Source organism: Streptomyces sp. NPDC001933 (assembly GCF_042890955.1).
Classification (GTDB): Bacteria; Actinomycetota; Actinomycetes; order Streptomycetales; family Streptomycetaceae; genus Streptomyces.
On the sequence record NZ_JBIASS010000001.1, the window covers coordinates 590,229 to 602,640 of the forward strand.

The 12,412-nt window shown below is 72.2% G+C and carries 9 protein-coding genes; 5 read left to right on the forward strand and 4 right to left on the reverse strand.

Going from position 1 to position 12,412, the window contains the following annotated elements:
- Positions 1-32 precede the first annotated feature (32 nt).
- Positions 33-1,505, forward strand: coding sequence for an MFS transporter (locus ACFYY7_RS02605; RefSeq protein WP_388656056.1), 1,473 nt, complete (start codon positions 33-35; stop codon positions 1,503-1,505).
- 91 nt (positions 1,506-1,596) lie between these two features.
- On the opposite strand, the gene ACFYY7_RS02610 is transcribed toward ACFYY7_RS02605, so the two are convergent.
- The gene (locus ACFYY7_RS02610) at positions 1,597-2,439 is read right to left on the reverse strand and encodes a class I SAM-dependent methyltransferase (protein WP_388656059.1); all 843 of its coding nucleotides are present in this window, start codon (positions 2,437-2,439) and stop codon (positions 1,597-1,599) included.
- 120 nt (positions 2,440-2,559) lie between these two features.
- On the opposite strand from ACFYY7_RS02610, the gene ACFYY7_RS02615 reads away from it, so the two are divergent.
- The 4 genes from ACFYY7_RS02615 to ACFYY7_RS02630 all read left to right on the forward strand — a co-directional run bounded on the left by ACFYY7_RS02615 (position 2,560) and on the right by ACFYY7_RS02630 (position 5,954).
- Positions 2,560-3,174, forward strand: a complete 615-nt coding sequence (locus ACFYY7_RS02615; protein WP_388656062.1) for a TetR/AcrR family transcriptional regulator — start codon at positions 2,560-2,562, stop codon at positions 3,172-3,174.
- A 225-nt stretch (positions 3,175-3,399) separates the two neighbouring features.
- Positions 3,400-4,356 carry an ABC transporter ATP-binding protein gene (locus ACFYY7_RS02620; protein WP_388656065.1) on the forward strand — a complete coding sequence of 319 codons (957 nt, stop codon included), beginning with the start codon at positions 3,400-3,402 and terminating at the stop codon, positions 4,354-4,356.
- Positions 4,353-5,147 (forward strand): ABC transporter permease, encoded by a 795-nt coding sequence (locus tag ACFYY7_RS02625; protein ID WP_388656067.1) that lies wholly within the window; start codon positions 4,353-4,355, stop codon positions 5,145-5,147. The genes ACFYY7_RS02620 and ACFYY7_RS02625 overlap by 4 nt, the downstream gene beginning before the upstream one ends.
- Positions 5,148-5,159: 12 nt before the next feature.
- Positions 5,160-5,954: a MerR family transcriptional regulator gene (locus ACFYY7_RS02630; protein WP_388656070.1), complete on the forward strand. Its 795-nt coding sequence runs from the start codon at positions 5,160-5,162 to the stop codon at positions 5,952-5,954.
- Between the two features lie 66 nt (positions 5,955-6,020).
- Here ACFYY7_RS02630 and ACFYY7_RS02635 read toward each other — a convergent pair whose 3' ends face one another.
- From ACFYY7_RS02635 to ACFYY7_RS02645, 3 genes are all read right to left on the reverse strand, one after another.
- Complete coding sequence (locus ACFYY7_RS02635; RefSeq protein ID WP_388656073.1) at positions 6,021-6,782, reverse strand: MerR family transcriptional regulator; 762 nt, start codon at positions 6,780-6,782, stop codon at positions 6,021-6,023.
- Positions 6,783-7,001: 219 nt separating this feature from the next.
- A complete protein-coding gene (locus tag ACFYY7_RS02640; protein ID WP_388656076.1) occupies positions 7,002-9,440 on the reverse strand; it encodes a polysaccharide lyase 8 family protein in 2,439 nt (812 codons plus the stop codon).
- Between the two features lie 388 nt (positions 9,441-9,828).
- Positions 9,829-12,399, reverse strand: a complete 2,571-nt coding sequence (locus tag ACFYY7_RS02645; RefSeq protein WP_388656079.1) for a SpoIIE family protein phosphatase — start codon at positions 12,397-12,399, stop codon at positions 9,829-9,831.
- Between the last annotated feature and the right edge of the window lie 13 nt (positions 12,400-12,412).

Sequence of the window (12,412 nt, forward strand, 5' to 3'; positions counted from 1 at the left end):
AGATACCCCCCTCCCGTATAGGAGTGCTTGCAATGGCCGTGTCGGCATCACCCAACGCGTCAACCGATTCGCGGAGATGGTCCGCGCTCGCGCTGATCGCCCTGGCTCAGTTCATCGTCATCATGGATACGTCGATCATCGGCGTGGCCCTGCCCGAGATGCAGGCCGACCTGGGGTTCTCCCAGGAGAACCTGTCGTGGGTGTTCAACGCCTATGTCGTCGCCTTCGGCGGGCTGCTGCTGCTCGGCGGGCGGCTGTCGGACCTGCTCGGCGCCAGGCGCCTGTTCAGCGCCGGATGGGTCGTCCTCGCCGCGGGGTCCCTGACCGCGGGCCTCGCGGGTGAGGTCTGGATCGAGCTGACGGGGCGGGCCCTGCAGGGTGTGGGTGCCGCGCTGATCGCGCCGTCCGCCCTCACCCTGCTGATGACCCTGTTCGGCTCGCGGCCCCAGGAGCTGGGGAAGGCCTTCGCGCTGTACGGCGCGGCCGCCCCGGCCGGCGGCACCGCCGGAGTCTTCCTCGGCGGGGTCATCACCCAGTACGCCAGCTGGCCCTGGGTGTTCTACATCAACATCCCCGTCGCCCTCGTCGTCCTGATCGCCACGCCCGCCGTCATGCCTTCGGGGGCGGGGCGGCGCGGCTCGATCGACCTGGCCGGCGCGGTCACCGTCACGGCGGGTCTCGCCGCCGCCGTCTACGCCGTCGTCCGTGCTCCCGAGACCGGTTGGGGTTCGGCCGAGACCTGGCTGGTCCTCCTGGCCGGTGCGGCCCTGATCGCCGCGTTCGTCGCGATCCAGGCCAAGCGGCGCGAACCGCTGATGCGGCTGGGCATCTGGCGGGCGCCCAACCTGGCCGGTGCCAACATCGCCCAGCTGCTCATGGCCGCCGCGTGGATCCCCATGTGGTTCTTCCTCAACCTCTACCTCCAGCAGGTCCTGGGGCTGGGCGCCTTCGCCTCCGGTTCCGCGCTGCTGCCGATGACCGTCGCCATCATGATCATGATGATCGTCCTGGCGCCGCGGCTGATCTCCCGGTTCGGGCCCAAGCCCCTCATCGTCCTGGGGCTGTTCGCGCTCGGGGCGGGCATGTTCTGGCTCTCGCTCGCCCGCTCGGACGGGAACTTCCTCGTCGACGTGCTGCCCGCCTCCCTGCTCTCGGCGGTGGGCATGTCGCTGGCGTTCATACCGTCGCTCGGCACCGCGCTCTCCAGCGCCCGTCCGGAGGAGGGCGGTCTCGCCTCGGGGATCGTCAACACCAGCTACCAGGTCGGCTCCGCGCTGGGTCTCGCCGCCATGACGGCACTGGCCGCCGCGCACGGCGCCGGCGAGCAGGGGAACCCGGTGGCGCTCACCAACGGCTTCTCCGCCGCCTTCCTCGGCGCCGCGGCCCTCGCGGTGGTCGGCGGTCTCGCCGCCCTGCTGACCCTGCGCACCGCACCCGCCGCCGGGGACGCGGGTGAGGGTGCGGGCGACGGCAGGGGCGAACGGCCGGAAAAGGCCGCGGCCTGAAAAGGGGCGGGTGTTCCTCGACGACTGCGGCCGGGCGGCGCCCGCTGCCGGGGGTGGGTGTCCGCCCCGGCGGCGGACGCCGCCCCTCGTTTCACCCGGGCCGTCGCGCGGTGACCAGCCGGGCGGCACTGCGCAGCTGGAGTGCGCCTTCCTGCTCGTGGGACCGCAGGAGGTCGACGAGCCGCCGCCGGGCCCGATCCCGGTCGTCCTCCCCGGCCCGGCTCATCAGGTGCCGGCCGGGGCCGGAGCCCAGCAGGAAGGCGGCGGCGTCGGCGGCGTCCCGGCCCCAGGTCCCGTACGCCTCGACCGGCGTCGAGGCGATGGCCTCGTACCCGGCGCGGGACAGTACGTCACGCACGGCCTCCGGGTCCGCCAGCGAGAACATGCCGGGGCCCGGGGCGCCCAGCCCGCCGACGGGCAGGAGGCCGTCCAGCCCCCGGATGGCCTGGAGCCACTCGTTCCGGTCGGCCCGCGCGGTGCAGACGAAGGCGATACGGCCGCCGGGGCGCAGCGCCCGCCCGATGTTGGCGAAGGCGGCGACGGGATCGGCGAAGAACATCACCCCGAAGCGGCTGATCGCGACGTCGAAGAGCGCGGGCCCGAACGGATGGACCTGGACGTCCGCCTGCTCGAACGCGACATTGCCGATCCCCTCGCGCCGCGCGGACTCCCGCGCACGGGCCAGCATCGGGGCCGACAGATCCAGGCCCAGCGCCTGCCCGCCGCTCGCCCGTCGCGCGGCGAGCCGGGTGGGGCGCCCCGCACCGCAGCCGATGTCGAGGACACGGTCCCGTCCGGTGATGGCCGCGGCGGCGAGCAGGGGCTCGTCGAACCCTCCGTTCACCCCGTCCCAGCGGTCCTGGTTGGCGGCCCAGTAGCTCCCCTCGTAACCGTTCCATGCCTGGTCCTGGTCCTTGTTGGCGATGTGGCGCATGCGGATCTCTCCCCCTGGATTCAGGCGCCCGCGGAGGTCGGAGCAACTAGTATGGGCGGGCGCCCATTCAAGGTATGGGCAATCGCCCATACTGTAAACGGGCTGAGAGGGAGGGACGCCGTGTCACCGCGTGGTGTGACGACTCCGGACGTTCGCGAGCGGCTGTTCGCCGCTGCGGAGCGGGTGCTGGAGCGGGACGGGCCGGGCGCCCTGACGAGCAGGGCGATCACCGGCGAGGCGGGCTGCGCGAAGGGCCTTCTGCACGCCCACTTCCGCGGACTGGACCAGTTCGTCGCGGAGTTGGTCCTGGACCGGTTCGCGCGGGTGGCCCGGCACGCCGAGGAGCTCCGGGGGCGGGTGGGGCAGGGCACCGTCGCGGAGAACCTTCACGGCACCGCTCTCGCGCTGCTGTCCTCGGCCGGTCCCACCGTCGCCGGGCTGGCGCTCACCCGCCCCGAGGCTTCCTCGCACATCCGCGAGGCCCTGGCGGGCGGTGCGCCGGGCTTCGACACGGTCCAGGACGCGATCACCGACTACCTGGACGCGGAACGGCGGGGCGGCCGGATCGCGGAACGGGCCGACACCGCCGCCGCGGCCCTCGCCCTGGTCGGGACCGTCCACCACCTGCTCATGACCGGCGCGCACGACCGGCAGCAGGCACAGGAACGGGTCGGGCAACTGGTGACCCTGCTCGACGCCGCCCTCCGGCGCGGGCCGGGCGTCGCCGCCGAGTGAGCCGGGGGAAGTGGCAAGGGTGCCGCCGCGGGAACGGTCCTTTCCGGGCTGAGGAATTGACCACAGGGGCGTGCTTCGTGGCGGCATTCTCACCAGGTACTCGGCGCGCTCGTACGACAGCCGACCGTGGCCGGTGTGAGGCAGAGGCCGATGTCCCGAGTGTGCGAGGCCGTGCAGCCGCAACAGTTGACCCTGACGCAGGGGCAACCTCTCAGCATGGTGGGCATGACGACGAGAACCAGTGCGATCGAGGTCGCCGGGCTGCGCAAGTCGTACGGCGACCACGAGGTGGTCGCCGGAGTCGACCTGGCCGTCCCCGCAGGCACCGTCTACGCCCTGCTCGGGCCCAACGGGGCCGGCAAGACCACCACGGTCCGGATCCTGTCCACGTTGCTTCCCGCGGACGCCGGTGAGGCCCGGGTCGCCGGGTACGACATACGCCGCGAGGCCGACCAGGTGCGTGCGTCGATCGGAGTGACCGGGCAGTTCTCCGCCGTGGACGAGTTACTGACCGGGCGGGAGAATCTGCGGCTGATGGCCGACCTCGGTCACCTCGACCGGCGCCATGCGGGGAGCGTGGTGGAGCGACTGCTGGAGCGGTTCCACCTGGCTGATGCCGCCGACCGGCGCGCGGTGACGTACTCCGGCGGTATGAAGCGGCGTCTGGACCTGGCGATGACCCTGGTGGCCGGGCCACGGCTCATCTTTCTCGACGAGCCCACCACCGGCCTCGACCCACGCAGCCGCCGTGACCTGTGGGGGATCGTGCGGGAGCTGGTGGCCGACGGGGTCACCGTCTTCCTCACCACCCAGTACCTGGAGGAAGCCGACCAGCTCGCCGACCGGATCGGTGTGCTCGACGGAGGCCGGCTGGTCGCCGAGGGCACCGCGGCCGAGCTGAAGCGGCTGGTCCCCGGCGGTCATGTCGAGCTTCAGGCCGCCGACAGTGAACGGCTGGCCGAGCTGGCACGCCGGTTCCCCGAGGCGAACCCGAACACCGCGGCGCTCACCCTGACCCTGCCGTACGACGGCAGCCTCACCACGCTGCGACGGCTGTTGGCCGGGATCGACGACGACGCGGTCACCGGGCTCGCGGTGCACACCGCGGACCTGGATGACGTGTTCCTGGCTCTCACCGACCACTCCACCGCCGTCGAGTCTCCCGAGGAGGTGCCGGCATGAACAGCGCGACGTATGCCGTCCGCGATTCGGCGACCATGCTGCGCCGCAACCTGAAGCACATGGCCCGGTACCCGTCGCAGACGCTGATGCTGATCGGCCTGCCGCTGCTGTTCCTGCTGCTGTTCGTGTACGTCTTCGGCGGCACCATGGGGGCCGGTCTGCCCGGAGCCCCGGCGGGGGACCGCGGCGACTACCTGACGTTCATCACTCCCGGGATCCTGGTGATGGCAGTGGCGAGCGTGTCCATCAGCACTGCGGTCTCGGTCGCCACCGACATGACAGGCGGGATCATCGACCGGTTCCGGACCATGGCCATCGCCAAGGTCTCGGTGCTCACCGGCCACGTGCTCGGCGCGATGGTCCAGACCGCGCTGGCACTCGGAACGGTCCTTGGTGTCGCGTTCCTGCTCGGTCTGGAGACCGCCGCCTCGGCGATGCAGTGGCTGGGCCTGGCCGGTCTGCTCGCGCTGCTGTCGTTCGCGATGACCTGGTTCACCGTGGCGCTGGGGCTGGCCAGCCCAAACCCTGAGACCGCGAGCAACTGGCCGATGATCTTCATCATGCTGCCGTTCGTGGGCAGCGGGTTCGTGCCGGTCGAGTCGATGCCGACCGGGCTGGGACGGTTCGCCGAGTACCAACCGTTCACGCCGGTCATGAACGCCTTCCGCGGTCTGCTGGCCGGATCACCGGATGGCTCGGACGTGCGCTGGGCCATCGGCTGGTGTGTGGTGATCGGGCTGGTCGGCTACCTCTGGTCACGGCGTCTCTACCGCACCCGGGCCGCGAACTAGGAGACTGGTCCGATGCTGACCATCGGCGAGCTGGCGTCGTATGCCGGAGTGACGGTGCGCGCGGTGCGGCACTATCACGCCAAGGGGCTGCTGCCGGAGCCGGAGCGGGACCACTCCGGCTATCGGAGGTACGACGCCGGCGCCGTGGTCGAGTTGGTCAGGATCCGGACCCTCGCCGAGGCCGGGGTCCCGCTGGCGCGCGTACGGGAGCTGCTGCAGGCCGACGAGGAGGAGTTCGCCGCGGCAGTCGCAGATATCGACGAGCGGCTGCGGGCGGAGATCCGGGAGCGGCAGCAACACCGCGAGCGGATCGCCCGCCTCGCCGCCGGGGACAGCCTGGCACTGCCCCAGGAGGTGGTCGAGTTCCTCGACCGGCTGCGGGCGCTCGGGGTCGACGAACGGATCGTCCAGGTCGAACGCGACGGATGGATCCCGCTGGCCGCGCGCTCACCCGAGCGCGTCCCGGAGTGGATGGCACGCAAGCGGGAGCAGATCGCCGACCCGCAGATCATCGACTTCTATCTCACCCTGAGCCAGGCTCTCGACCGCACCGACGACGACCCACGGCTGGTCGAACTGGCCGACAAGCTGGCCGCCTACATCACGCAGACGGCCAGCGAGCAGGGCGAGTTCTACGTCGACGACACCGACATCGAGCCACCGTTCGCCCAACTGCTGGACACGCATGTGTTCGACACCCTGCCGCCGTCCCGTCGGCTGATCGAATTGCTGACGAAACGAGGCTGGACCGGCTGGACCAAGCTTGAGCGTGTGAACCCGACACGGGGTGCGGCCGGAACGCGGTAGTCCGCGGCGGCACCCCTGTCACTCGATCCGGTTCAGCCCGGCCGGGTCGTTACGTCAGCACGGCCGTTACGTCAGCCGGGTCGTCACGTACGCCTCGATGGCGTCCCGCTGGTACGCGGCCAGGCCCGGCGCGATCGCCTCGTACGCCGCGCGCCACTGCTCGTTCTCCACACAGGAGCGGCCGATCGCCCGGTACTCCTCGGCGGAGACCGCGCGCAGCCCGGTCAGGGCCCGGTGCTGGGCCTCGATCTCGGCCTGCACCTGACCCGCGTCGGCGGGCACCCCGGCGGCCAGCAGCTCCGCCAGGCGGATCATCTGCGCCGTGCGCTCGCGGTGTCCGGCCTCGATCTGCGCCTCGCTCATCGCCGAGGTGTGCCGGTCGATGTCCCCGGCCAGCTCCGGGAAGTCGCGCAGGCTCTCCTGGATCTGGGCGGGCCGAACGCCCTCGAAGAGATTCTCCGGTCGGTTGATCGCCGTCATGGGGCCACCGTCCTTTCTGGATTCCTCCAGTTCGGCGATCGTGCGGGAGACGGTGCCGGCCAGCGCGTCGATCCGGTCGCGCTCGGCGAGGAGCCGGCGGTGGTGACCGCGCAGCGCCTCCACCTCATCGACCTGCGAGGCCAGGATCCGCCCGATCTCGGGCAGACCCAGACCCAGCGCCCGCAGCACGAGGATCTGCTGCAGCCGGAGCAGCTCGCCCTCCCCGTAGCAGCGGTGGCCGTTGGAACCGGTCCCCGCGGGCGGCAGCAGGCCGATCTCGTCGTAGTGCCGCAGCGTCCGAGCCGTCACACCGGACATCCGGGCGACTTCCGCGATAGGCCAGACCATCGCCGTCTCCCCTCACGATCACCTCACCGGGCCGGTCTCTCCGGCCCTGGTCAGGACGGTAGAAGCTGCCGCTGCGGCAACCGCAACCCCGAAGCCCTGCGCCAACCGCAGCCCCGGAGCCACGGAGCCACAGAGCCCGCAACCCCGGAGCCCAGGATGGCCCGGCGGCCCCCGAAGGGCACGCCGGGCCATCCCGTGGTCACCGCATCAGGCCCGTGGTCACCGCACCCGGACGCGCACCGTGTGCGTGGCGCCGCGGCTCCGGCTCAGGTCGCCGAAGGTCATGGTCACCGACGAACCGGTCTGGACGCCGGTGACCGTCTCCGCCTTGGACAGGACGGACTTGACGGGCCGCTTCCAGGTGAGGGTGAGGCCGGTGACGGTGCGGGACGGGTCGGAGACACTGATCGTGGCGGTGCCGTCGCGCTTCTCGTGGATCTGCACGCAGACCGGCGCACTCGCCGTGACCTTGCCCGCCGTGCCCGCCGCCCAGAAGTTGACGCCGGTGAAGCCGAGGGAGGGAACGCGGATGCCGGTGCGCCCGGCGTCATTGGCGAGGATCTGCAGCCAGTCGGTGTCCGCGGCGCGGTCGGCGGTGCGCCTGCTGCTCGCGCCCGGCATCAGGATGTACGCGTAGGAGCTGTCCGCCGGATCGGTGCCGTGATCCTTCCAAAGGGTCACGTACCGGCGGGTGTTGGGCGTGGCCGAGCCGCCGTCGTTGATGTCCTTCCAGGCGCCGGTGCGCTCCTCTCGCAGCGCGTGCAGTTCGGTGCCGCCGGGGAAGACGTATCCGGCATGCCGGTCGAGATGGGCCCAGGTGGTGGTGCGGGTGGTGGTCCAGCCCTGGGTGGCGGGCTGGGCCACGCCGTCGAGCAGCAGCCGCTGTGTGCCGCTCGCGCCGAGGCAGCGGTTGTCGACGACCGTCTCGACGGCCGCGCCGTCGGCGGAGGTGATGCCGGAACCGAGGCAGACCACGCAGTCGTCGAGCCAGAACCACGACTTGCGGGCGTGCATCGTGCTCGCCAGGCCCTGGAGGTGCTGGCCGGTGGTGCCGAACTCGCCGTCGCCGGTGCCGCCGACCCACTTCGTGCCCGGCTTCGGGTTGGCCCAGGCGCCGCCCTGCCCGTCGGCGAGCTTCTTCCGGGAGACGGTGATGCCGGGCAGCCGGTACGGGTCGACGGTCGGCCAGTACGCGTCCGAGTACTGTTCGAGACCCGCGCCGTCGCCCCACCACTGGAGCCAGCCCGCGCCGGTGTGCCAGCCGCGCTTGTTCTCCCCGTTGCCGAACTCGTAGTGGGCGATCCGCTCGGAGGCCATCGACAGACCGGCGCCCCAGCCGCGTCGGCGGTGGGTGGCCCGGTCCATGTTGTGGAAGACCCGGTGCGCGGCCGGCTCCGGCGACGCGGTGACGGTCGTGTCGTCCAACAGGGTCTGCAGCCGGGCGGTGTTGACCAGGCTCAGGGACCCGGCCTTGAGCGCCGGGGCGTAGTAGTCGCGCTGCAGCCAGCCCTTGACCATGGCGCGCCAGCGGGCGTTCTCCTCGGGGCCGGCGCCCATGCCGAGCAGCACGATGGAGGCCATCACGCCGTGGGCACGGGTGTGGTCGCTGGCGCCGACGCGGGTGATGCCGCGGCCCGAGACGTTGTCCATCATCAGACCGTCGTAGATGAACGGGGCGATGGCCGCGTCGATGGTGTCGAGGAACTGCCGGCTGCCCGGATCGGTGATCTCCCAGGTCGAACCGCGCAGCAGGGCGAACAGCCGGCCAAGACCGTCGTTGAGGACCGCGCCGTAGCCGCCGATGTACGGGATGGAGGTGTGCTGGACGAACGAGCCGTCCGGGTAGAAGCCGTCGCCGGTCGTGACGTACGGGAAGACCGGCGAGAGCGCGTCGACGGCGAGCGCGACCTTGGCGGCGTCGGCACCGACGATGCCGCGCAGGATCATGCCGCGGCACAGGTCGACGCGGTTGGCGCCGGTGCTGGTGCCGGTGTACGAGCCGACGGCGGAGTCGGGCAGGAACTTGTCCACCGCATTGCAGTAGTTGGCGCGCTGGGCGTCCGACAGGGCGTCATACAGCAGCACGCAGGTGTCCATGAGGGCCTGGGGCGCGCCGATCTGCCAGTTCCACCAGTTCCCGTAACGGGCGGTCGACTCGTTGAAGACGTCGGCGTACAGGTGGTCGAGGCCGGTGATGACCGCGTCCCTGAGAGCGATGTCGCCGGTGACCCCGGTGCCGGGCTGGGAGTACGCCTCCGCCATGGTGCGCAGCCGGTTGTAGCCGGTGTTCATGTTGGCGGAGAAGTTGAACGACTCGGTGTCGGTGTCCGGTTCGGGGTCGAGATGGACCAGGTCCGGCCAGAGGGAGCCGCGCGCGGGGGCCATCGTGGAAAGGAAACCGCTTGCCTGGGCGCCGAGGTCGGCGAGCTTGGACTTGAAGGGCTCGGCGGTCGGGCTGAAGCCGGTTCCCAGGTACAGATCGCGCCACTTGGCACGCAGGGCGGCGAACTCGTCGGCGGCGTCTGCGGCGGTGGTGGAGGCGGCGGAAGCGGGGAGGGCTGCGGAGCCGGTGGCGGACGCGGCGGTCGGCAGGCCGAGGGCGAGCGCCGCACCGCCGCCCGTGGCCAGCAGGGCGCGACGGGACCAGGCAGTTGTCATCGAAGCTCCGGGGGAGAGTGAGCCAGTGCGGGAATGCCAGCGTGGTAAGCGTTTTCTAGCATGGGGGCGTTGGGGTACTCAAGGGGTCGTCCGGGTCGCCGTACGGCACGGCGAGGGCGGTGCGCGCAGGGGGCGTACGCGCCGACGGAAGCCGTCTGACGGGTGGGCCGGACGTCGGATACCGGTAACCGGCTTCAGGGGTACGGGAGTTCAGAGAGCCGGTACGGAGGCGGCGGAGGCGGGCCGACGCGACGGGAAGCGGATCGGCGTGGCGGGAAGCGGATCGGCCGGTTCGGGTGTGCCGCCGGTTCGGGCATGCGGCTGGCTCGGCCGGTTCGGGCGTGCGGCCGGTTCGGCCGGTTCGGCCGGTACGGAGGTGACGGGCCGGTCAGATGGTTTCGGCGTCCAGGGTGTCCAGGGCGTCCACGGCGTCCGGGATCGGCTGCTCGGCCCAGATCGTCTTGCCGCGCCGGGTGTAGCGGCTGCCCCAGCGCGTGGTGAGCTGCGCGACCAGATACAGGCCGCGGCCGCCCTCGTCCGTGAGCAGGGCCCGGCGCATGCGGGGCTGCGTGGCGCTGGGGTCGGAGACCTCGCAGGTCAGCTGCCCCGCACGGATCAGCCGCACCTCGACCGGGCCACCGGCGTGCCGGATGGCGTTGGTGACCAGCTCGCTCAGCACCAGCTCGGTGGTGAAGACGAGCTCCTCCAGCCCCCACTCGCGCAGCTGCTGCGCCGCGTCCTGCCGGACCTGGGCGACGGCGGCCGGGTCGGTGGCCACGGGCCAGGCGGACGTGTTGCCGGGCGGCACCGCATGGGTGCGGGCGAGCAGCAGGGTCACGTCGTCGGCGAGTTGGTGTGCGGGCCGGGCGGAGATGATCTCCTGGCCGAGTTCGCGCAACGGTGCGGTGGCGGCGCCGGGGCGGGCCAGCCGGCGGCTCAGTTCGGCCATGCCCTCGTCGAGGTCGCTGTCGCGGCCCTCGATCAGCCCGTCGGTGTAGAGCGCGAGCAGGCTGCCGGGCGCCAGTTCCACCTCGGTCACCTCGAAGGGCAGACCGTTGACGCCCAGCGGCGGCCCGGGGTTGAGGGGCACGTACGAGACGGTCCCGTCCGGGGCCACGACGGCGGGCGGGGGATGTCCGGCGGAGACCATCGCGCAGCGCCGTGACACCGGGTCGTAGACGGCGTACAGGCAGGTGGCGCCGACCGGGTCGGCCCGGAGAAGACCGCTGTGCGACCCGCTTGCGTCCGGTGGGGTGACCGGGCTGGGCCGATCGGGTCCGTCGTACCGGCCGGGCGCGCCCGATACGCCTGATCCACCCGATCCGCCTGATCCGAAGGCTTCACCCAGCCCGTCTGGCCCGGCCCGTCCGTCCGGCCCGTCCCGTCCATCCGGCTCGTCCAGTCCGTCCAGCTCGTCCAGCTCGTCCAGCCCGTCCGGCTGTCTGGGCTCGTCGCGGAGCTGGGAGACCAGGTCGTCGAGGTGCACCATCAGCTCGTCCGGCTCCAGATCGAGATCGGCGAGGGTGCGGACGGCGGTACGGAGCCGCCCCATGGTGGCGGTGGCCCCAAGACCGTGGCCGATCACATCCCCGGCGACCAGGGCGACCCGGGCGGAGGACAGCGGGATCACGTCGAACCAGTCGCCGCCGACGCCTCTGGCGGTGTCGGCCGGCAGGTAGAAGCCGGAGGTGGTCACGGCGACGGTCTCGGCCTGCGCGGGCGGCAGCAGGCTGCGCTGCAGGCCGATGGCGGCCCGGTGTTCCCGGGTGTAGCGGCGGGCGTTGTCCAGGGCGAGGGCCGCGCGGGCGGCGATCTCGCACAGGAGGTCCAGGTCGGCCGACGTGTAGGCGGGCCGGTCGGGGCCGCGCCGTACGGTCACCCGGCCGAGGAAGCTGCCCCGGGCCCGCAGCGGGGCGGTCATCGACACGGGGGAGTCACCGACGGCCGGGGCACAGCGGGCATCGGCCGGGACCACGGTGCCGGTCGCCACCTCCCCGGCCCGTTCCCCGGCCGCCGCGGTCAGCCTGAGCGGCACCGTCCCGTCCTTGCCGGGAGCCGGCTCCTCGCCCGTGAACACCGCTCGGGCGATCTCCACCACGGCGAGGTCGGCAAGGCCGGGCGCCAGCACGGCGGCCAGCTCCTCGCCGGTGCCGGTGACGGACAGCGATCCGCCGACGGCGGCGGTGGCGCGGTGCAGGATCGCCAGGCGCTCGTCGGAGCGGCGCTGCTCGGTGATGTCCGTGAACAGCGCGGTGACGCCGAAGACCTGCCCGTCCGGCGCCTGGAGCCGGAACGCCGAGACGGCCATCACCACCCCGCCGCCGGGATCCTCGATGGTCCGTACGGTCTCCTCCGCCAGGATCAGCGGGCGGCCGGTCCGCAGCACCTCGCGCAGCCGCCGCTCGATCGCCGCCGCGCTCGGCGCCTCCAGGAAGTCCCCCAGCCGATGGTTGCGCAGATCCGGCGGGAGGCCGGTGTACGGCAGCAGATGGGTGTTGGTCCTGACCAGCCGCAGTTCCAGGTCGAACACGGCGAGACCCAGCCGGTCCTGCAGGAAGAGCTCCCGGGTGAACGCCTGGTCCTGCTGCCACTGGGCGACCGTCCCGGCGGGCGCCCACAGCACGAAGAACCGGGCCGTGCCCGCGGACGTCCCGGCGCCGTCGCCCGTCAGCGGGAGCACCTGGTAGGCGATGCCCAGCTCCTCGCCCCGGCCGGTACGCACCGTGGTCTCGCCGTACCAGGAGCTCGTCCGGTAATCGCCGGGAGGTTCGGGCCAGCCGTCCGGATCCGCGAGCAGCTCCATGGCGGAACGGCCGCAGGCCTGGTCGGCGGGGAGCGAGAACAGCTCCTCCGCCGCGGGTGTCCAGCCGATGATCAGTCCGTCCCCGTCGAGCAGGGCCCCGGCCGCGCCGTCCGCGAACGGGAGCCCGTTGTGCCCGGGGGCGCCCGGGAGGGTCATGCCGTCCACCTCG